At 56.5% G+C, this 22094-nt stretch carries 19 protein-coding genes; all 19 read right to left on the reverse strand.

From position 1 onward, the window contains the following. Window positions 1-28: 28 nt before the first annotated feature. The gene (locus J2X15_RS06575) at window positions 29-1039 is read right to left on the reverse strand and encodes a phytanoyl-CoA dioxygenase family protein (RefSeq protein ID WP_310340560.1); all 1011 of its coding nucleotides are present in this window, start codon (window positions 1037-1039) and stop codon (window positions 29-31) included. Window positions 1040-1091: 52 nt separating this feature from the next. Continuing rightward, the gene (locus J2X15_RS06580) at window positions 1092-2498 is read right to left on the reverse strand and encodes a GSCFA domain-containing protein (protein ID WP_310340563.1); all 1407 of its coding nucleotides are present in this window, start codon (window positions 2496-2498) and stop codon (window positions 1092-1094) included. Window positions 2499-2524: 26 nt separating this feature from the next. Further along, window positions 2525-3880 (reverse strand): hypothetical protein, encoded by a 1356-nt coding sequence (locus J2X15_RS06585; protein ID WP_310340564.1) that lies wholly within the window; start codon window positions 3878-3880, stop codon window positions 2525-2527. Window positions 3881-3883: 3 nt separating this feature from the next. Next, complete coding sequence (locus J2X15_RS06590; RefSeq protein ID WP_310340567.1) at window positions 3884-5827, reverse strand: hypothetical protein; 1944 nt, start codon at window positions 5825-5827, stop codon at window positions 3884-3886. Further along, a complete protein-coding gene (locus J2X15_RS06595; protein WP_310340571.1) occupies window positions 5824-6354 on the reverse strand; it encodes an adenylyl-sulfate kinase in 531 nt (176 codons plus the stop codon). The genes J2X15_RS06590 and J2X15_RS06595 overlap by 4 nt, the downstream gene beginning before the upstream one ends. Before the next feature lies 1 nt (window position 6355). Further along, on the reverse strand, window positions 6356-7231 hold the full coding sequence (locus J2X15_RS06600) for a methyltransferase domain-containing protein (protein WP_310340573.1): 876 nt from the start codon (window positions 7229-7231) through the stop codon (window positions 6356-6358). A 3-nt stretch (window positions 7232-7234) separates the two neighbouring features. Then, the gene (locus J2X15_RS06605; protein ID WP_310340578.1) at window positions 7235-8017 is read right to left on the reverse strand and encodes a phosphocholine cytidylyltransferase family protein; all 783 of its coding nucleotides are present in this window, start codon (window positions 8015-8017) and stop codon (window positions 7235-7237) included. Beyond that, complete coding sequence (locus J2X15_RS06610; protein ID WP_310340581.1) at window positions 7996-8598, reverse strand: gamma-glutamyl-gamma-aminobutyrate hydrolase family protein; 603 nt, start codon at window positions 8596-8598, stop codon at window positions 7996-7998. Before J2X15_RS06610 ends, J2X15_RS06605 begins: the two co-directional genes overlap by 22 nt. Continuing rightward, complete coding sequence (locus tag J2X15_RS06615) at window positions 8592-11513, reverse strand: PEP/pyruvate-binding domain-containing protein (RefSeq protein ID WP_310340584.1); 2922 nt, start codon at window positions 11511-11513, stop codon at window positions 8592-8594. Before J2X15_RS06615 ends, J2X15_RS06610 begins: the two co-directional genes overlap by 7 nt. Continuing rightward, window positions 11510-12865 carry a hypothetical protein gene (locus J2X15_RS06620; RefSeq protein ID WP_310340586.1) on the reverse strand — a complete coding sequence of 452 codons (1356 nt, stop codon included), beginning with the start codon at window positions 12863-12865 and terminating at the stop codon, window positions 11510-11512. The genes J2X15_RS06615 and J2X15_RS06620 overlap by 4 nt, the downstream gene beginning before the upstream one ends. Then, the gene (hisH, locus tag J2X15_RS06625; RefSeq protein ID WP_310340589.1) at window positions 12862-13482 is read right to left on the reverse strand and encodes an imidazole glycerol phosphate synthase subunit HisH; all 621 of its coding nucleotides are present in this window, start codon (window positions 13480-13482) and stop codon (window positions 12862-12864) included. Before hisH ends, J2X15_RS06620 begins: the two co-directional genes overlap by 4 nt. A 3-nt stretch (window positions 13483-13485) precedes the next feature. After that, entirely contained in the window at window positions 13486-14154 is a 669-nt protein-coding gene (locus tag J2X15_RS06630; RefSeq protein ID WP_310340591.1) for a cytidylyltransferase domain-containing protein, read from the reverse strand. Then, window positions 14151-15512, reverse strand: a complete 1362-nt coding sequence (locus J2X15_RS06635; protein WP_310340594.1) for a glycosyltransferase — start codon at window positions 15510-15512, stop codon at window positions 14151-14153. The genes J2X15_RS06630 and J2X15_RS06635 overlap by 4 nt, the downstream gene beginning before the upstream one ends. 1 nt (window position 15513) lies before the next feature. Continuing rightward, entirely contained in the window at window positions 15514-16218 is a 705-nt protein-coding gene (locus J2X15_RS06640; protein ID WP_310341235.1) for an N-acetylneuraminate synthase family protein, read from the reverse strand. After that, the gene (asnB, locus tag J2X15_RS06645) at window positions 16208-18064 is read right to left on the reverse strand and encodes an asparagine synthase (glutamine-hydrolyzing) (RefSeq protein ID WP_310340596.1); all 1857 of its coding nucleotides are present in this window, start codon (window positions 18062-18064) and stop codon (window positions 16208-16210) included. Before asnB ends, J2X15_RS06640 begins: the two co-directional genes overlap by 11 nt. Window positions 18065-18253: 189 nt before the next feature. After that, window positions 18254-19546, reverse strand: a complete 1293-nt coding sequence (locus J2X15_RS06650) for a nucleotide sugar dehydrogenase (RefSeq protein WP_310340599.1) — start codon at window positions 19544-19546, stop codon at window positions 18254-18256. Further along, complete coding sequence (locus J2X15_RS06655) at window positions 19540-20547, reverse strand: NAD-dependent epimerase (RefSeq protein WP_310340602.1); 1008 nt, start codon at window positions 20545-20547, stop codon at window positions 19540-19542. The genes J2X15_RS06650 and J2X15_RS06655 overlap by 7 nt, the downstream gene beginning before the upstream one ends. A 51-nt stretch (window positions 20548-20598) precedes the next feature. Next, window positions 20599-21714, reverse strand: coding sequence for a DegT/DnrJ/EryC1/StrS family aminotransferase (locus J2X15_RS06660; RefSeq protein ID WP_310340604.1), 1116 nt, complete (start codon window positions 21712-21714; stop codon window positions 20599-20601). Continuing rightward, a complete protein-coding gene (locus J2X15_RS06665) occupies window positions 21707-22075 on the reverse strand; it encodes a sugar 3,4-ketoisomerase (protein WP_310340606.1) in 369 nt (122 codons plus the stop codon). Before J2X15_RS06665 ends, J2X15_RS06660 begins: the two co-directional genes overlap by 8 nt. Window positions 22076-22094: the final 19 nt, after the last annotated feature.

The raw sequence follows: 22094 nt of genomic DNA on the forward strand, positions 1-22094 counted from the left end.
TTTGTGAACGCTTCCTGAAAGGTGTCAGTTACTTGGCCGGCATGTAGCGGGAGAATACCTTGGGCGCATCGTGAACGGCAGTGGCCAGATCCGGTTCGACACGGCTCATGATTGGATCAACCGGCCCGTGCGCGCCACTGAAGGCAGGATGGGAGAAGGTCAGTTGAGCCATGAGGCGATGTCCATCCGACAACACCTTGCCCTTATGGAAGCCACGAGTGTCGACCGCCATGATTGTGCCGCGCTTGCCCTGGATCTCGATCACATTGTCCGCGCCAAAGGCAGTGGCGATGTCGTCATCGGAGATGCGCACGTAGCCGCGTTGCAACAGTTCCTTTGACGCCTTGAGGCCGGCCTTGTGCGACCCCCTGACAAATACGTGCGGGCCATTATCGGGACCGACGTCGGTGAGATAGACAAAGAAGAGCAGCCACTTCGGCGGTGGATCGTAATCAAAGTGGAAAGCCTGGGCAGCGGCATCGCCAGGCTCGCGGCCGAAATTTGCCGACCACCACAGATTGAGCATGGACAGAAAGGGCGTGAAGCCCACATAGCGCTCGGCAACAGCGAGAATGGACCGGTCCGCCATCAGATGTTGAATCGCCGGATGCTCGGCGATTGCGTGCTCATCCAGGCGATAGGTCTTGGACTTGGGGTTACTCGGATCGAAAACTTCCAGATCTTCCGGCCTCGTGCCCTTGCCTTCCAGAGCGGCGGGGGTTTTCTTGGCGAACTGTTCGATTGCGTCGCACAACTCCGGCGGCAGGCGTTGCTCGAACACATAGAAACCGTCACGATCCAGCGCACCGGCAATCTCGTTCTGACGCTCAACGGACAGATCACCAAGAAGTCCGGACGCGGCGGTGGGCTTGCGTACGCTGGAGAATTTCTTCAGCAGCGAGGTGATTGTGTCGGATGTGCGCGCATTGGTGTCGCAATGCAGCCGCATCAAGGACAGACGCGCGCTGGTCGAGGCGTTCTTCCCCCACAGGTAATAGCGTGCGCAGGCAGTGCCTACATTGCATACATCGATGCCCATGCGGGCGGCTTTCTTAAAGGGACGTAACACCGCAGAAGCCCTCTCTCCAAAATTATTGAACGTACATTTCCACAAAGGCCGACATGACCTTGGCGACAGCGGCGCGCGACACATGGCGTTGGTCCGGCGCCCAGGGGTTCTCAGTCGATACCGTCACGATTTCATAACTCGGGAAATAATAGGTTTCCGGGCAGCGGCACACAAACTCCTCAGCAGCCACTCTGAGCACGGCCTTGGAGTGCGTATTGGCCGCTACGATATGGTGTTCGTCGGCACGGAAGGTGGCATGCAAGGGCACCGGAGAAACCGTGCAGATGATCTTGACCTTGGGGTTGAAGCGACGAAGGATCTCGGCCATATGAAGCAGGTCGTTGACGTTTTCTTCAACAGTAAGCACGTTGGTTCGAATCAAGGACGGCGCGGCCTTCCATGGCGAACGCGAAAACACGGATCCGTCGGCAGCAAAGCTCCATACCTCGTTCAAGCCCAGTGTAATGATGAAGACGTCCATCTCCTCCAAAGCTCGCCGCGCCGCAGCGACATGCTGAGGATAGTTGGCTTCGTAGTCCGCGATGCTGCGAAAGGCCACGTTCTCGCGGAACGGGTCGAAGAAAAGATTTTCGCCCTTATGCGGTTGCGACCAGAGGATGTGTGGGAGCTCGCGTTGTCCAAAGGCTTTTTCAACCAGTTGGCGGAAACTCGGTGTGTTGAAGATGATTCCCCAAGCAGCGGATGCGTTGGGACGACCTTCCATGCCCAGCATTTCATAGTTGTCGTCGCGACTGCCGTTGCCTTCGGTGACCAGATAGTTATATCCGTTGTCCATGAGGTAGTACGCGATTTCGGTGGCGAAGCAACTGCCGGCGGAAACAATCCTGCTGTTTTGGTCGATGATGGGCGTACGCTTGGCAACGGGCAACTCGGTATACAGAGAGCGGCCGTTGCCGGCTTCGGTCGGATCCGGCCAGAACACGGCATTCGGATTGAAGCGGCCAGAGGGAACGTAAGCGCGCTTGTTCTCAAGCACCGCCTGCTTGTGGCGCAGGTACTTTGCATACAAGCCCAGATGAAAGGCGCTCTCGTCCTTGGCAAGCGCGCGCTGCAGCGAGCTTGCAAGCTTGTCGGCCAGTTCCCAGGATGTCAGCTCCGGGCCAAGTGTCAACAGCGTGCTCAATATGTATTCGGTTTCGCTGGCGTCATACCCCATGCCGCGCAGACTGAACACCACGATCTCGGCATTCAGATCGGAACCGTCGCTGTTGAGTAAAACTGCCCGATGTATACCGACTTTGGCGCCGCTTGTCCGGCTTGCCGGCGATAGTGCCTGGCCGGTGCCAGCGGACACACTTGCACCGCCGCTACCCTGATACTCGGGATTCAGGATGCGCAGCAGCCTGTATGTGACGGCGCGGGTCCGCACAAACAGGAGGACTCTGAATCGCTTTATCAATTCGATCATGGTTGTTTGCCGCTAGACGCGCCCGATCAGGCGCCAAAGAACCTGCGTTTAAGAACGGATTCCCGCAACTTTAATCTCGACAGCACATAAAAGGGTAGGAAAGTCAGGGTGTAGAACAGCCGCCTCCAGCCCTCGCCCATACCGGCCGAGAATCCGGCGCGCAGCCAGCTCAGCTTTGGCCACTCGCCTTCAAAAGGTCCGCTCAAGGTACGGTCCAACACTTCCTTCGGCGAGCGCCTGGGGTCGTGGTGCAGGATCTCATAGCCATATCGCTTGAGATCGTCGAAAAACAGGAATTCAATCAGCTCGATTTCGCGCGGATTCAGCCGTGTGCGCCAGCGTCGAGTCACATACTCATTCGGACCGGTCACGTTTCTCGAAACTTCTTCAGGATCATTCGCCAGAAGTCCGGTGGTGGCACGCTGATAGCGGCTGTTGTATGCGCCGGCCCCGTGCCAAGGCACGCCGATCACCGTAGGCACGAAATCAGAGGTACGCCAGCTGTCCAGGTGCCGCACACCCAGCCATTCGCCGATCGCGATCATGGCCTCGGGGAAATGCAGATTGAGATCCTCGTTCTTGGCGATCATGAAATTGTCGGGGTATTGTGCTTCCTTGGCGCAGATGGCGCGTTCAGTCTGCCGCAGGTAGAACAGCCAGTAGAGGTACACACAGCCGTTGTCCGGCGTGAGCCGCATGGAGTTCAGGGTTGCCAAGCGCGACCAGTAGTTCCCCGGTCGGATCGCATACATATTGCCGAGAGAATTGACGAACTGGTGGCGCGGCGAGGCAAAGGTCGCGCGCGGGTCGCGCACCAGACGGAAGATTTTTGCTTGCGGAAAGTCGCGCAGGATTTCGTCGACGATAGCGCCGCTAAAACCATCCACCACCTCCTCGGCACGACGACTGACCGCGTCGCCGATCAGTAGATAACGCAATGAATTCATGTCGGTACCACGCACCAACGCATAGGCAAGCAGCGGGATAGCAATGATCTCGCGGCGCGACACCTTTTCGCGTGCAGCGAAATAGTCGTCGATCAGGTTACGCAAGCGTGCTCGATCTAGCTGCGCTTCAGGCGTCCCCCCCATGCGAGAGAACAGGACCTCGTTGGCGTCGTTGAGATCGTTGTATACAAGGCGAAAATAGCTCTTCTCGGCAACAAAGCGACGGGCGACTTCGGCATCGATGCTGTGCTGTCCGTCACCAAACTCTGCCAGAACGTAAGAGTAGGTGTACTGGACTATGGGACAGCAGGCAACCTCGGGATGGAGATCAAACAGTGTCAGAAAAAACAAATTTCCACCGCGACCGGAAGAATCCAGTGCCGCGATCAGATTGATCCGCTCGACGGTTGAACGCAGTGCTTCGATATCAGACATTGGTCAACTTTCTGCAATCAGGGGGGCAAGGCGGGAGATCGCCCGCGAACGCTTCTTAATGATGTGGCCGCGCTGCGAAATTTCGACCATTGCACCGCGGATATCGACAACGACCTCATCCGGAGACGCATCGCTGATACTGCCCACGCGCAGACGATAGTCTTCCGGCAACTGGGTACCGCTCGCCAGGAACCATAGGACACGACGCAGCGCCCGTTTCAGCGCCGACAGCTCGGCCCGTGCCGCTGCCGGGCCCTGCGTGCCGACCAGTTCGTCATAGCGCATTTCCTGCAAAGAGGCGCCATCGCGCACCACTCTCTCGATCAACGTAGCCGCCGCCGGACGTTGATAGGGCGGCAGGCCGTCGTAATCGTGGCAGGTGACCAGATCGCCGACGTCGACATAACAGGACAGGAAGGCGCTGTGTGACCAGCGATAGGCATACAGCACGTGATCCAGCGAGTCGGGCGACTTCAAGGTCTTTTCGAGGAGCTCGAAATAGCTTTCGGGTGTGGGCGCCCAGCCCACCATGTCGTCCACCGGGAAAGGATTGACGCGTTTGAATGCTATCAGCGTCGGCACGCCAAGGCGTGTGGTTTCGGACGTGATGTTGGTCCAGCTCGTCAGTGCTATGTCGGCGATCTCGGCCAGGTCATAGCTCGATATGGGTTCTTCAGGCCATACGATGCGCACGTGTTGGTATTGGCCGGAGAAGCGCTGCACCAACATTTCGCGATGTTCCGACGCCACGTTCTCGCGCGCGGTCTTGCCTTCGCGCGGATGAATGCGCACCACCAGCTGCAGGTGGCTGCTTTTCTCAACGTAACCGATCAGAGCCGCGATCCATTCGATCTGGTCGGCAAATGGTTGTTCTTTCTGGAACAAGTCTATGCCGATCGACGACATCAAATGGATGTTCGAGAAATACTCGTCCAGACTGCTGGTGTAGACCACCAGAACGGCGCGATCCTCGGCCAACTTCAGTTTCGAGAAAACATCCGAACTGCCGGCAGTGAATTTCGGCGAGTACACCGAGAAACCGCTTGCGCCCATACGTGACAGCTGATTGTCGGTAATGAGATCAACGGTCTTCGGCGGCAAGGACAGGCTGCGCCAATGCGGCCAGTTGTCGAGACAGCGATGGTAGTTGATGATGGCCAAGGGATCGGCCATCAGAATGATCTTGCTGCGATCGATGTTGCGGTGGATGGCGTGACTCATGCGCACCACTGGCACATCATGCTTTTGTGCAGCGGCAACGGCGCCCATCAGAATGCTGTACTCATTGAAGAACAGTACGCTCTTGACCTGGTAACGTTCGATCAGTTGCTGCGTCGCACGATAGGAAGTAATCGCGGCTTCGACGTACGCTTCGAGCAAGGCCCGATCAGCGCCGGTGACGGTGAGCTGATCGAGCTTCTTGGTATTCAACGCCAGATCCATGCCGCACAAAGTGCCGAAGCGTATGCCATCGACCTCGAACTCGCCTGCGTCCGCTGGCATGGCCCGGGTCTGCGCCTTGATCTCGGCGAGTTCGTCCGGCGACAGCAGATCGGTCAGGGTAATGGTCGGCAAATCGTAACTGTCGGTCATGCGCTTGCCGGATTCGGCGCAACTGATGCATGCGTTGGCGCGCATAGTGCGCGAACGATCCAGCGGGATGCCGCGTGATTCCAGTGTCAGGCAGTGATGATAGGAATCGAAGCAGCGCACCATCAGCACCTGATGGCCCAGGTCCTGCATGGTGCGTGCAATCATGCAATCCGCGACAAAGTGCGAGGGTACGCCGCCCTCTGGAGCGAAGAAAACATATACCGGTCGTTGCGGGTCAATACGGTCGAGGCCGGTCGAGGCCTCCAGTGTCTTGCGCTTAAAGGGCAAGGCAATCAGACGGCCGGTGCTGCGGGCGCTGCGGGCGACGTCCCTAAGACTGCTGTTCAAACTCATCTGTTCTTCCAGTTGGGGGACTTTTCTTCGAAGCCCGCGAGAATCTTTTTCACAAATGGCGAAAAGTCGCTGAGGGATTCCGAGTTCTTGAGGACGAGATCGGGAAACTCGGGGGGTGGAAATGGCATGTCCACGCCGACCACGTTCGTAATCTTGCCGGCCAGCGCGCCGCTATACAGGCCTTTCTGGTCGCGGCGAATCAACTCTTCCATCTCCACATCCACGAAGACTTCGTAATAGCTGTTCAGGTGCTCGCGATTCCAGGCTTGCTGTTCGTGGAACTGCGACAAAGTTGCGCAAACCACATTGATGCCCTGGTCGTCGAGGTACTTGCACATGCGGCAGATGCGCCAGCCATTCTTGCGGCGATCCTCCAGGGTGAAGCCCAGATCGCCGCCCATGATTTCGCGAATGGCGTCGCCGTCCAGCAGCACGGTGGACGGGTGTTTCGCCTTCAATTCCGCGTACACGGCCTTGGCGATGGTGGTCTTGCCAGCGCCAGCCAGACCTATGATCCAGAAAACCACGTCAGACCTTCTTCAGTGTGGCCAGAAACGCGCTGGCGATAAAATGGCCGATCCAGTGCCGTGCCAGAACGCCTTCCTTTTCGATCGCGACCTTCTCCAGAGCCGGATCGGTTTCGAACAGCAGCGGCGGCACAGCATGCAGACGAAAGAAACGATTGTCGTCGAGCGCGAAACCGTGGCCTTTCATCCGCTCAGCAACGGTCAGCGGATTCTCGGTACGTTTGCGTATGTGATCGCGACGCGTCGAGTATAGGCCGGTCACATCAGGCTTGTTCGGATAGGTGACCAGCTTGGCAATCCGCTGTTCAAGTTCTGCGGCCTTTTCCTTGGGGAAGAACAGACTCAACACTTCGTCAGCGGCAAACTTGACGGTGAACTTGTTGAAGGTGGTCAGATCAAACAACGAGTTGACGAAGTCAATGAGCACGATGCCATTCGGCTTGAGGATGCGATGAATGCCCGACCAGATCGCCTCATCGTCCTCTTCCATCAGATACTGCGAAACGCCCAGCAGCAACACCACATCGAAACTGTTTGATGCATAGTGCGATAGATCACTCATCAAACCCTGACGCACTCGCTCCGGGTCGTAGCCGTGGTCAGCAAGCTCCTTCTTGCCCAACTCGACCATGGCTTCGGCAAAATCAAAACCGTAACCGTCCCAGTCATCGCTCAGGCACTCGGCCAGAACGTGAGCGGCGCCGCAACCAGCGTCGAGAATCTTACCCTTGGGCATGGCGTTGAGCGTCTCGAAGACCAGATTGCGACGGACTTCGTACATCGGATAACGCACTTCAGGGTTCTTGCCGTACTGATAGGCAAAGCCCATGTGGCCTGCGGCGTCTTTTTCCCAAAATGCCTTGGTATTCGCTTCCATTCGTCAGCCCAGCCTTCCTTCAGTCAATAATTTTTCAGCAAGGGTCAGATCGGAAACACTATCCACCTCGACCCAGCCGCCATCAATGGGTAATGCGTGCAGCGGCACGCCGTTCTTGATCATGCCTTGCAGCAGATCTGTCATGTACAACATGTCCAGATTGCGCTTACCGCCAAAGGGGTTCTTGCCGACAGCATCTTCCGCCAGCACGTTTGCATAGGTGGCGTTCAACTGCTTTACCCCGGCTTCACGGAAGGCCACCAGCCCAATGTACTGCGCCTGAACGTCGGCATAACTCTGCGGTTTCTGCCCGACTTCGAACAGATTGCCCTGTACGTCGATCTTGAGCGTCTCGGCATCAGACAGCGGATCTTCAAGACGACGCTCCCAATAGCTGCGCCACTGCTTGTCGACGGTCACGGCGATCGCATGTTCATCAGCAAGCACGTGCTTCAACACCGCGGGCGAATAGACAATGTCGCCGTAGGACATGATGAAACCGCCCTCGAACAGGTTTTGTGCGCAAAACAAGGTGCGCACCATATTCGTGGTGGCGAACTTCGGATTCTCGATGATTTTTACATCATATTTTTTCAGGTGGTCGATCTTGTAACCACCGATGACGACAATGTCGTCGATCCCCGCTTCACGTGCGGTGGCTATCTGCCATTCCAGCAGCGGGCGACCACCCAGCTCGACCAGGCACTTGGGTCTGTCATCGGTCAGCGGCCGCAAACGCGTACCCTGCCCTGCCGCCAATACAATCAGGCGCATTCCTTCATCCATTTCTTGATCAAAAGTTCATCGTAGGCAGCGGAGGGGCTGCTTCTTTCCAGGTGCCACTGAATAGCCACGATCGGCAGGCTCTCGTGCCGTACCCCTTCGACAATGCCGTCCTCGGTCTCGGCGAAAACGCGCAGCGGCTTGGCCAAGCCTTGCAGCGTGACGGCCTGATCATGGAAGCTGTTCACGTCCATGCGACTGCCGTCCTCCAGCTTCACCACGTGCTTACCGACGTGTCCCGTCACATCGATGCTGTCGCCGCCGAAATAGCGATTAAGCATTTGCAGGCCGCGACACACACCGAGAATCGGTAAGCCCTTCTCGATTGCGCCCTGTATCAATTGTGCTTCCGCCTTGTCGCGCTCCGTCGGTGCGGCCTTGCTGCCAAGACTGTCGCCGCCGGTGAGCAGAAGTCCTTTGGCGCCGAGCTGCAGATACGGGGTTGTGTCCCACAGGCTGTTGGGAATCAATATCGGCGTCAGGCCAAATCGATCGAAGAGGTGGCCCCAGTCGTGGCTCAGGACGTCGCGTCGTTCGGGGTAGGTGTGGTTCTCGGCAATGCGGGTGCTTACGAGTATCAGCATGCGACGGCCCTTACTTTCTCGGCGGCGCAATCCAGTTCCACACTGACGGCGCCCCGCAGCAATTCAATGACGACCGAGCCGCAGCCGATAGCAGCGGGCAGGCCGAACTCGGCAGCGCGTATCGACATATGCGAAGCGACACCGCCAAACTCGGTCACCAAACCGGCGATCGGATGTGCAAATATCCAGTCATAGCCCGGATCGGCGGCGCGGATGATGACGATGGCGCCATCGATATCGCTTTGCGGCGTCTCATCTATCCAGACCGGACGGCCGACCACACGCTTTCCGGTGATGAAGTTGGCGCGCCACGGCTCGAGCGTGAAAGCCTCGACATCGGCCGGCGTCACCACGACATCGGGTAGATGCATGACGCGCGTCACCATCCAGCGCTTTTCGTTATAGGCGGCGCGACGGCGCAGTTGTATTTTGTCGGCGGGGACGATGCTGTCGGTGCCCAGGCGCATCAGATCGCCAATCGAGAGACACGAAATCTGGTCCCGCGTCAGGCCGAGCTCGTCACCTAGCGACGCAGCGATCTCGAGCACCGCATTCAGGTTCTTCATAAACTCGAACTTCGCCTGCTCGCGTCCGGCAATACTTCTGGCGACGAACTCAAGCAATGCGTCGACGCTGATATCCAGCTCCAACGAGGCGATTTCAGCCGCAATTTGCTTGCGGTTTTTCAGCAACACACTTTCGGCGCCGTGCTTGGCTTGTGGTTGTGCTGCGCCCTTTTGCGAACGCAAATACCAATCCGGTTCAGACGCGTAATTCCCCGATGTAATCTCGTAGGAATTGGGTCGCAGATGTCCGTAGCGTTGCACCAGGACTTCAAGCGGCAGATCCTGGTGCAGGTCTGCCGTGATCTGGCTCGCCACCGTCGGCAATGACTGCAGATATTCGTCGTACTGCGCTGTGCTGATTGCACCGGTTTGCTGAAAGCCCCTAAGGAAACTCATGCTGATGAAAGCGTAACGCGCCAGAATCGAGAAACTGACCAAGCCCAGCTGACGGCAGTCATCCAGCAGATAAGACAACTGTCGGCCCTTTTCGTGAAATCCTGGCTGTCTGGCAGCCAGGATTTTTTCACGACGCGCCGCCATGGTCTGCAGACGGTCGAACTGCACGGCGATCGGCTCACATTCTTCGCGCAGAATGCTTTGGGTCAGGTCACGCAAATGCTTGCGGAAGCTCTCGACGTTAACACCGGCAGCTTTCAGACGCTTGCTGGCCTGGGACCAATCCGGCGCAAGACAGGTAATGGCCAGTTCGAACTCGATTTTGTCGTGCAGGGTCTGGTCCTGCTTCAGTCTGTCGAGACAGAAGTTGACCCATTGCGTGCCGGCCTTTGCGTCGAGTGTGGCTGGCAGGAAGGAATTGAGGCTGGTGCGCACATCAACATAAGGACGGCCGCCCAACGAGATGATCAGGGACTCGGGCCAGACATTCTTGTAGCCCACGCGGCTGCGGGCCTCGGCCCATGCAGATTCGCCAATCAGCTTCTGATAGAGCGAAAGCGCCAGCGGGCGCGGCGACAGGCCGATCATTTCGGCTGGATTCCAGTCCGGCATCACGCCCAGTATGGTCGTGTCACCCAGCAGGCCGGACAGTGGGCGCATGCGCGATGCCGCAAATTCTTTGGCGCCGGCAATCATGGTCAACACATCGCTGTCCACCGCTTCGGAGCGCTTACGGGCCGCCGCTAGTGGGCGCACTTGCAGGATATAGATGCGATCTTGAAGGTCGATGATGTACTCGATATCGAGCGCGTCCAGGCAGGAGAGGCGCACAAGTTCGCGCGCCAGAGCAAGCAGGCGCTCGGTGTCCGGTTCCAGTCCCTCAGTCGCAGACCAAGCGATAAAACGCTGCACGATGGCATTGGTGTCGCCGGCGGTCACGCTGTCGGAGCGGCCACTGGTTCTGTCTTCGTTCAAGACGAAATAAGGTCCGCCGGAACGCGTATCACGTGTCAGCAGCACGCCACTGGCCTTCACCGCCTGCACTTGAGGTTGGACCAGGACCTCATCGTCGGCCTGTACCTGCTCGCCATAGCTGGCGATCACTTCCTCTACTGCCCGCTCCAGCGCCGGTTGTTCGCCGGACGGCACGCCCAGCACGCTGAGATACTTGCCGGCAAAGGATTTGTTAAGACCATCTTCGCCAACAACGCTGCTGCGCACCACGACAGTCTGCGGTGCAAAGGATTGCTGAATCCTGACAATGACGCCTGACTTGTCGTGCTGCCAGTCGGCGATGCGTACGCGTTCGCGCGGCAGGAATACGGCATCCTTGAGCAGCGGCGCCAGATTGTCCAGCGTCTGCGCCTTGCCGCGGAATATGCTGCCGGCAACGGCTTCCTGGTCGGTGACCGACGCCGCCAGCCCCTCCAGGCACAAAGGCTCGGCAGCGATGACATCGCTGAAGAAGTGGTGAATCGACACACCGCTCTGCGCTGGGTATTGCTTGCGCAGTGCGGCCAGACCATTGCCTGCAAGGGCTTCGCACAGATAGTAGGCACCCAGCGCGCCATCTCTGGCGTCTACCGCAAACGCTGCCTTGCTGTCGCAAAGCTTTTCCAGTGCGCCCGGCAGGATGATGGTGCTGGCATTGATCAACAGCAGCGGCGACTTGCCTGCATGCAGGTCTTCGATCAGATCAATATCCTGTGCGCCGCCAACTGAGGGGACGTAACGTACCTTCAGTTCGGGGAAGCGCGAGATCACTTTTTCGATGTGGTAATCGCCGACATAAATGGTGTCGGTAACGCCGTACTGACGCAAGGTTTCCAGCGTCCAGTCAAGCGCAGGGCGGTTTTCCTCGCCGAGTACGCCCAGCGAATGCGGATGGCTTTCGCTTGCATCGATATGGCGGGCGTGCTGCTGAAAATCAAAAATGATGGCGGCCAGACTCATTGCACCACCCGCCCGTCAATCTCGAGTTGGGACCTTGCATCTGCATCAATATCCACCAGACCGGAGGACAGGGCGAATGCGTTGATGGGCCATACCACCGCGCACCGCTTGCCGGCGGCTTGAATATTCATGCTGAACGCGGAACCGTCATCTGCAATATCAATCAAGGCCTCTATGTCTCCCGTACCAAGCAGTCGATAACGGTCGCACTCGCTGAGCCACGGTTCGAGTGTGTGGCCATTGAGCACCACCTTCTCGACATCAGGCTCGAAGCACAATAGCCAAGGCAACTCGGGCACCGTCACGTCGGCCTTGCCGGCCGCGAGCGAAACCGTCAGCGTACCCGGCACGCGGCCCAGGAAAATGCTGGCCAGCTGTTCGGCCTCCATAGGCAGATTGGCATATAAGCCGATCTCGAAACTGCCATTGGCGGGGATTTCGATCTTCACGGGGCGCGCCAAGTCGCTCAGGAAATAGGGGGCGTCGAAACCCAGGGCCTCGGTGCTGGCGCGGAACTCGGCCTTCCACGGGAAGTCCGTCGCATAGATATCCAGGTCGCCGCAATGTTTCTCGCGCGCCTGTTTGAAATAGTCGCTGACTGTCTGTATCGATTGTTCGCGCTGATACATGTATTGCTTGCGGGAGTCATCGTAAAAATCAAAATAGTCGCGGCTCATGCGGGAAAACAGCCGCTCCCGTTTGGCGGGTGATATCGCCAGAAACACCTGATAGGCTGACACACCGAGCTGCTGGAACAGATAGCCGAAGACGGCCGAGTCGTCGAGCTCGGTGAGCGGCACCCAGGTCTTCTGGTCCGGATCGACAAAGTTGCCGTTCCAGGAGGCAAACACATGCGTGAGCTCGCGCTTGGATGTGTGCGAATAATGCAGCGCCACATCCTCGTTGCGCAGATTTTTGGCCAGCGCCTGGAACATCGAACCCAGCAACAGGCAGGTGCCTGCGCCGTCGAAAAGCACGTAGCGCGGACCGGTGTAGCTGGCGGAGAAAAAGTCGCTGTGCTTTCTGAAGTCACCGAACAGATGGGTGTGGCCGGTGCAGCGCACGAAGTTAGCGAACAATTGCTGCATGTCGGCAGCGCCGCGTTCGATGTGCACCTGCATGGTCAGCGTCACGCCGCTCGGCCCGGCATTGCGATAACGCACGCTTTTCAAGACCGAAAAATCCGGCTTGGCAGCAAAGCGCTGTACTTCTGCAGGCCCGTCGCTCAAATACGGGTTATCGAGCATGTCGCCGAAACCGGAGCGCTCGAACCAGGCAGTGAAGTCCGCCAGGGCACCTTCGCGGTAATGCCTGGCGTGTTCCAGCTTGAGACGGTCCAGCGGAAGCATCATCCCTTGATTCCGACAAAGCGTGACAGGATGGCCAAGCCGGCCTTCTGACTTTTTTCCGGATGGAACTGGAAGCCGAAAATATTTTCGTGCTCGATGATAGCCACGGATTTGCCAGCGTAATCGAAGGTGGCTGAAACATAACTCGCCTCGGGATCCTCATAGGCGTAGCTGTGCATGAAATAGTACGTCGAGAACTCTCCCATTCCTTCGGCAATGCGCGAAGACGGCGAGAAGTAAACACGGTTCCAACCCACCTGCGGAACCGGCAGACCCGGATCGGAAGGTTGTAGTTTCGTAACACGGCCCGGAATCAGGTTCAGACCGGTATGCAATCCGAATTCCGCGCCCTCTTTCGCCAGCAACTGCATGCCAAGACATATACCTAGGATGGGCTTGCCCTTGGCGGCTTCGGCACGCAGGCCTTCCGCGAGCCCGCGTTGCGTCAGGCTTTGCATGCCGGCGGAGAATGTGCCATCACCGGGAAGAATCAGGTGGCTGCATTTCTGCAGGTCGGCAGGACCGCTCACATGCATGTGCTCGGTGCAGAGCGCACTCAGGGCGTTGCCTACCGAACGGATGTTACTGATACCGCAATCAACGATGCCGACTAAGACCATATATCACCGCAACAGAAGTTCTTTGACACTGAAATCCGCGCCCTTGAAAGACGCGACCAAGTCCTGGGCCAGTTCGTAATCAGCCTGGGTGTCCACCGTGAACACCTTGCTCGAAGCAGCCCAATCCGCGGGCGGCGAGATGCGCGCCACCCTGTAATTGTTGTTGTACAGATGCAGCGTCAGATGCTCGCGATCGTCCGCCGACAAGGGCGCGGAGTCGTTCAAGCTTTGCATCAATCCAGCTAGGTAGATTTCCGCATCCAGTCCGACCGGGAACTGCCCCTTGGTGGTGGCCACATCCCATTCCGGCAAAGCAGCGGCTTGCTGCAGACACCACTCGATCAATGCGGCATCGACGAAAGGACAATCTGCGGTGATGCGCACCACGGTATCGAAACCGAAATGGCGAGCTGCGTCGCAATAACGTTGCACTAGATCTGTGGGGCTGCCGCGAAAAACCGGTACGCCGAAACTGCTGACCATGTCGGCCAGGATGTCATCCGATTCGAGCGTAGTGGTCGCCAATACCAACACGGCATTGCGCAGTGGTTGCAGCCTGCGCAGCAGAAACAGCACCATGGGCAGGTCGCCCAGCGGCAACAAAGCCTTGCCCGGCAGACGCGTGGAGCCGGTACGCGATGCGACGATAACGCCGACCTTGCCCAGATTCAACTGGCGCCTCCGGCGACGACACGCGCAATCTGCAGTTTCTGCTCAGTGTCGATATTCAAGCACTCTGCCGGCGGCATCACATAGCTAACAATGGAGCGACCTGTAAGCGAACCGCTGCGAAAGTTTCGGTTGTAGGTGGCGACACAGCTGAGCAGATCGCGATAGAGAAGATCAAAGTCCGAACGGAACTCACCTTGAGGATTGACAGGCTCCATGCCGTAACGGGTTCTGCGGAAGACTTGGCTGACGATCTCTTCCACCGCAGTGGACGAATCGGCCCCGCTCATCACCATCGTGGCGACGGACTCTTCAATCGAGCCCACCGTTACAAAGGGGGATTGCAGATAGCGGATGACCGTGATGCCGTTGAGATCTGGATCAAACTTTTTGGCAATCGACTCCAGCGTCGGCACGATACTGGCCGAGCGTATGGTGCTCTGCGAGTCACGCAAGGCGAAGCTCAGACGTTTATCGGAAAACTTCTTGACGGTTTCTTCCGTCAGAGGATTGTCGCTGGCGACAACCACGTAGTTAAACAAGTCAGAGGACAAGCACACCTCGATCTCGCGCTCGAGCAGGGTCTTGCCGCCCATCTTCTCGTTCCACAAATCCGTGACGAAATCGAAATTCCTGCGGCAAGGGATCACGGCGATGACGGGGAGCAGATCCTTGAGCTTGTCTCGGACAAAGTCCTTCTTGATCTGGCGACGCGCATTGAAAATGCGCTGCGAATTGGTGGTCAGATTGTTGCCGTGCTGGCGATAGTAGAACAGCGGCAGATTGACGTTGGTCGACTTGTAACGCTCGAAAATCTTGGACCATAGATCGAAACCGTCCTGTGCCTTCAAGTCTTCGCGATAACCGCCCACCTCCTTAAGCACCGACACGCGGATCATGGTGCAGGCGCCATGCGGCGGTGTGTCGAAGGTATGGTTGTCGGTATAGAGCTTCTTGCGGCGTTCGGTCGAATAGACTTCGCCGAACGGGTCAACCATGTAGTAGTCAGGAAAGACTAGGGCCATTTCCGGGTTGCTCTCAAGGACATGACCCAGCACGAGCAGAATGTTTTCATCAAAGACGTCGTCGCCGTCGAGGCGCACGATGTAGTCGCCCTGGGCATGCGACAGCGCCAGATTGCACACTGCCGTGAGGCCGATGCCGCCGGTCGAGAACAGCCGGATCGTCGGATGCGCTTCATACAGCTTCATCACCGCCGCCGTATCGTCCGTGGAGCCGTCGTCGATGACGAACAGCTCCCAGTCGGTGACGGACTGCCGCAGCACGCTTTCGATCGCTTCACTGAGGAAGCGGCCGTAGTTGTGCGAAGGAATGTAGACCGTAATGCGCGGTTTGCTCATTTCAGAGTGCCTCGCTGATTTCCGCAGCGTAGGCAGACAGGGCCTTCAGTTCGTCCGGCGTCATGCTGCCGGAGTGGTCGGGGCCGTAGAGGGTCTTGTCCAGGGTGAAGTGCTTTTCGATGATGCGGGCGCCGAGCGAGATGGCCGCCAGCGATCCACTGATGCCGATCGAATGGTCGCTGAAGCCGGCGTGCTTCTTGAAGTCGACTTCGCTCAGCTTCAGATCGCTGAACGGTGTCGGATACTTAGAGATGCAGTAGAGGAAGTCCACCGGCGCCTTGCTCTTGATAACGGGAAATTCCTTCTCGCCCCACATACCAAGAGAAACGATCAGCGGCTTTCCGGTCGCTACCAAGCGTTCGATCAAGGCTGTCTCGCGCACCGAGCGAGAAGCGATCTTATAACGCTTCACACCCACAGCTTCGAGCCAGTCGACGCGCTCGACGTCGAAGACAGAGGCCATGAATTCGATACCCAGCTTGGCGCATTCGTTGGCCAGCTCATCAATCCGGGCACGCGACAGTTCTGTCGTGCAGTTGTAGTCGTACCAGGGATTGTTTTCCTTGGGGAAGAGCGCCCGTGAGTCATACAACTGGAACTTGGCCACATCTGCACCGCAATCCTTGGAGGCGCGGATCAGGTCCTTCGCCAGCTTCATGTCGCCATTGTGATTCTGGCCGATCTCGGAAATTATTTCAGCGCGCATGATTTTCAAGCCACCTATTCATCATGATTAAGGAAAATATCGCATGCCCGCTGAGGCGGGACTGATTGTTGATCATTTCAAGCGCAACAGCGTGCGACTTCGCGCCAACGAAGCCGTGCTTGCGCAAAGCGGATCCTTCGGCGAACGTCTCGTCGACCAGATGAGCCCAGTCGTTTCTGAGCCAGTGATCGATGGGCACGTTGAAACCGTGCTTGGGTCGCGCCAGCACGTGCGCGGGCAGCACATCGGAGAAGGCCTGACGCAACGCCCATTTCAACACACCTGTCTTCGATACCATCTGATCCAGATTCAGGCGCGCTGCGAGAGACAACACCTCTGGCGCAGCGAAAGGCACACGGCCCTCGACGCAATAGGCCATCGTCATGCGGTCCACCTTGGGCAGCATTTCGTTCGGAAAATAGAAATTGCGGTCTTGTGCGATATAGTCGATGGTGCGCCACTGTTTTCCGTCTGCATTGAAATGCCGCAGCGACGTTTGCAGACCGCTCTGGAAATCGCTGGCAAACAGGCGGGCCTTTTCGGATTCGTGCGCATAGAAATGCCAGCCCCAGGCGCGTTCCGCTGTGTTGCCTGCCTTGATTTCGCCCAGCCTCGTTTCCAGACTCTGGCCGACGTTCTGCATGGAACCGAAGCCTGCACGACCAGTCGCATTGGCGCGCTCCATGGCTTCGAGATGCGCGTACCAAGAATAGCCGCCGAAACACTCGTCAGCGCCATCGCCCGAGAGCAATACCTTGATGCCGGCAGCACGTGCCGCTTTGGCAATCGCAAGGATGCCAAGCCCGGATGACACTGCATACGGCTGACCTGCGTGCGCGATAAAGGTATCGAGTTCGTCAAGAAAGTCTTTGCCCGTGACATGGATGGCGTGATGCGTGCTCTTGATCAGGCGTGCGGTCTCGGCGGCCTGCTCCGATTCGTCGGCCATGCCGTGATACGGATCGGCCAGTGCTTCGAAGCCGATGCTGAAGGTGTCAATGTGCCCCTTCTCGCGCGCGGCGATAGTCGCGACGATGGAGCTGTCCAGTCCGCCGCTGAGGAAGCTACCCACCGGTACATCCGACAGCAGGCGCGACTTGATCGACTTCTCTACCACACGCCGCACTTCGGCAACCAAGGCCTCTGGTGTGTCCAGTGTTTCAGCGATATCGGTGAAACGATTTGCATAGGGATGGACGGAAACACTGCCTTTCTCGACCACCATATAGTGCGAACGTGGCAGGGTCCGCACCTTTTCATAAACGGTGGCCGGCTCTGGCACCCACAGGAAGGTGGGCATGTCCCACAAGGCCTGACGACTGAGACTGAGGTCGATGCCAGGGAAGTGCCTCAATGCCGGTAGCTCGGAGGCAAAAGCAAGATCGCCGCCTGTCCCCTCGTAGTAATACAACGGCTTCTCACCCGGAATGTCGCGCGCCAGAATCAGCTTGTCGCTACGCCTATCCAGCAGGGCAATGGCGAACATACCGTCGAGACGCTCGAACAACTTCTCGCCATGAATGTCGTAGAGATGGCCGATAACTTCGCCATCGCAATGGGTGCGGAACTGTACGCCGCTCGCTTCGAGCTCGCGACGCAATTCGCGATAGTTGTAGATCTCACCATTGTAAAAAACGGCGACAGACCCGGACTTATTATAGAGCGGCTGCGTGCCGCCCTCAAGGTCGTTGATCGACAGACGGCACATGCCAACCGCCAGATCACCGTGCTCAAGAAAGGTACGGCCATCGGGGCCCCGATGCTTGATCGCGGCCACCATGCGCTCCGCGACTTCGCGTGGGGCCTGCCCATGGCTCTTGATCAGCGCTCCAGCTATACCGCACATAGTGAAATACCTTGCATATTTTTTCTAATTGGTTGTTTCAGCCTCAACCTATCGACGGCACAAATCGCCATTTTTCCAGACGCCTTGTAAATCTTGAGAGTTTCATTCACCCCATAACTGACGAAAGTTGGCAAAAATAACTCTGCCGAAGAAGCCTCGCGACAACAAGCGACTGAGTAACATCCATTGTCACAAACGCCAGACACGCAATCCTTTTTCAGAAAGGATTCGCTGCGAAAAATTTGATTTGACGTCAACAAATACACCAGTGGGTTTCAACTTCTCGAGAAGGTCATCAAGATCCATTTGCAGATATTGGCGATGCGATACGGCGACAACGAGAGCGTCACCTATCGGCAAAGATTCCCAAGGAGTTAGCGTAATGCCGTACTCATGCTGAGCCTCCGCAGGAATAGCAATGGGGTCATGCACAATGACCTCGCAACCGTAATCCTCAAGTTCTCGCACAAGATCTGCGACCTTGGAGTTCCGAATATCCAAACAATTTTCTTTAAATGCGAGCCCCAATACGATGACCTTTGCACCCTTGATAGAGCCCCCCGCAGCACTCATCTGCTTGACTGTTTGCTGCGCTACATAGGCAGCCATACCATCGTTGATGCGCCGACCCGCGAGAATAACCTGTGGGTTATAGCCAAGCATCTCGGCTTTGTGCGTAAGGTAGTAAGGGTCGACACCAATACAATGGCCACCAACTAGTCCCGGGCGAAAGGGCAGAAAATTCCATTTTGTGCCAGCCGCGCTTAGAACCTCAAGAGTGTCGATGTTGAGCTTGTCAAAGATGATTGACAACTCGTTCATCAAGGCAATGTTTAAATCACGTTGAGTATTTTCAATAACTTTAGCCGCTTCTGCCACCTTGATGGAACTGGCGCGGTGCACACCAGCAGTAATGATCGATTCGTAAAGGTCCCCAACACGCTGGAGGGTAGCCTCGTCGTCGCCAGCGACCACCTTGACGATCTTTGTAATCGTCCTATCCTTATCGCCAGGGTTGACGCGCTCGGGGCTGTAGCCGACATGAAAATCCTTCAACCATTTGAAACCCGACTCTTTTTCGAGTACGGGGATGCACACCTCTTCGGTAGCCCCCGGGAAGACGGTTGACTCATATACAACAGTAACACCCGCCCTAATGTGCCGACCAATTACTGTACTCGCACCCACAAGGGGGGAAAAGTCTGGAATGTGTGCGGCGTCGACCGGTGTCGGCACCGCGACAATCACAAAGTCAGCCTCGGCCAGACGGTGCGGGTCGGCAGTCACCTCGAGCAGCGTCGCGGCTCGAAGATCCGCGGCACTCAATTCTCCACTTGGATCTCTGTGCTCACGACAAGCGAGAACCTTCCCCTCGGACGAATCGTATCCAATAGTCTTATATTTTTTACCGAATTCAACAGCCAATGGCAAACCAACATAGCCAAGACCTACGATCGCAACGGTAGTCTCCCGGCTCAACATTGGAAATATTCCCGATACCAATCAACGAATTTAGTGATCCCGTGCTCGATAGACGTAACGGGCTTGTAGTGGAATTGCTCGACGAGATCTGTCACATCGGCACTAGTGTCAGGTACGTCGCCTGGTTGTAGTGGGAGCAACTCCATTTCCGCCTTCTTGCCCAAGGCTTTTTCCAATTCTTCAATATAGTGCAACAGCTCTATCGGATTGTTATTGCCGATGTTATAGATACGCCACGGTGCACTGCTGCTACCGGGATCAGGTTGCGCGCCACTCCACGCCAGATTCGAAAACGCGGGACGATCCAGAACGCGCATGATTCCTTCCACGATATCGTCGACATAAGTAAAATCCCGCCTGTGCTTCCCGTGATTGAACACCGAGATTTTCTCTCCCGCGAGAATTGCTTTAGTGAACTTGAATAGCGCCATGTCCGGCCGCCCCCATGGACCGTATACGGTAAAAAAGCGCAAGCCAGTAGTCGGCAATCCGTACAAATGGCTATAGGCATGCGCCATCAACTCGTTACTCTTTTTGCTGGCGGCATAGAGTGAAAGCGGATGATCTACGTTGTGATGCACCGAGAAAGGCATCGTCGTGTTAGCGCCATAGACACTCGAACTGCTTGCGTACACAAGGTGTTCCACGCCATGCCGGCGACAACCTTCAAGGATATGCGTAAAGCCGACTATGTTGCTATCGATATAGGCGAGCGGATTCTCAATCGAGTAGCGCACACCCGCTTGAGCAGCGAGATTTACCACTCGTTGTGGCTTATGTTTAGCAAAGATATTCTCTATCGCTTGACGGTCGGCTAGGTCAATGCGTAGATGTATGTAATTCGAATGACTTGCATACCGTGAGAGTCGCGCCTCTTTGAGGGCTGGATCATAGTAGTCATTGTGATTATCAATACCTATGACCACGTCTCCACGCTCCAACAAGCGCGCAACGAGGCTAGATCCGATAAATCCCGCAGAGCCAGTGACTAATACCTTCATCAATACCTTCCGAAATGGATGAGCGTAGAAGCGCCGCCAATCACATCAATATTATCGATTTGTACGGACACAAAATGCCTGTATCGCCCTACACACACGGCGAACTTCGCCGAACGTAGTTCCCACGGAAATCGGCAAACTAAGCTCCGTTTTATGCAACTCATCCGCTATCGGGTACTCGCCAGAAATTATATTTTTCAGTGCATCCTGCTTGTGCGGTGGAATAGGGTAGTGCACCTCGGTCTTGATCCCGTTTACGAGCAAATGCTGCCTCAAGTCATCCCGCTGTTCGTGCTGAATACCAAAAATATGAAACACGTCGAACTCGTCCGGACGGACAACTGGCCGCTTTACCCAACTAGGCAATTCAGTGAAGTATGCCTCGGCGAGTGCACGCTTGTGCACTGTTATACCATCCAAGTGCCGAAGCTTGACTCTCAACATGGCGGCCTGTATTTCGTCCAGACGGGAATTTATCCCTGCATATCGGTTGACGTATTTTTGTTTGGAACCATAGTTGCGGATATGGTGCAGCCTGTCGGCAAGTCCATCATCGTTGGTGACTACTGCACCCGCATCGCCAATGGCTCCTAGATTTTTGGTGGGATAAAAGCTGAAACAACCAGCATCACCAAAGGTGCCTGTCATCTGATCGCCCAATTTTGCACCGTGCGATTGCGCGCAATCCTCTATCAGTCGAAGTCCATGCTCTTTCGCAAACGCACCAATGGCATCCATGCGACAGGGCTTTCCAAACATATGGGTGACACAGATCGCACGGGTATTAGACGTCATGACATCAGATAGCCGCGCGGGGTCCATGTTGAATGTAGCCAGCTCCGGCTCCACCAGAACCGGCTTGTGCCGCGCACGCACAATAGCAATAATGGTTGCAATGTAGGTATTAGACGCGACCAGAATGTCACTGCCTTTGGGCAAATCCAGCGCTTCGATGGACAGAATAAGTGCATCAAGCCCATTGGCAACACCAATGCAGTGCTTGGCACCTACGTATTGCGCAAACTCAGCCTCAAAGGCGCTGACCTCTTGCCCCAACACATACCAACCGCTGCGAATGACCCGCGAGGCTGCGGCCTCCAACTCATCCACGAACTGTGCGTTGGAACGCCCCAGGCTCTCGTATTCAATGACTTGCAGTTCACTCATACGGGGTGTCTATGTATTCGCTACGGTCATAGGGGTGGGACGACATGACCAATAGCACCGATCCCTCTTCAAATTTCATAGTGTGCCAATCCTTGGGCTCCACCAGCAAACACTGACTGGGTTGATTCAGCACGACATCTTCGTTGGTTATGCCATCGTTCATGTGTATGGTGACTTTCCCGTTCAAGGCCACCAATGCCTGTCGCGTGTACCGGTGCCGGTGCCCTCCACGGGTCTGTCCATCCGCTCCATAAATCCAGTAAGTTCGCACCACTGCGAATGGCAACGCGCTCTCTAGCACGGTCAAGGAGCCACGGGGTTCCGAGAAAGTGGGCAGATTAAGTACAGTGAAGTGGGTCATGTCAGATTGCCTGGTGATT

Source organism: Rhodoferax saidenbachensis (genome assembly GCF_031457975.1).
GTDB lineage: Bacteria > Pseudomonadota > Gammaproteobacteria > Burkholderiales > Burkholderiaceae_C > Allorhodoferax > Allorhodoferax saidenbachensis_A.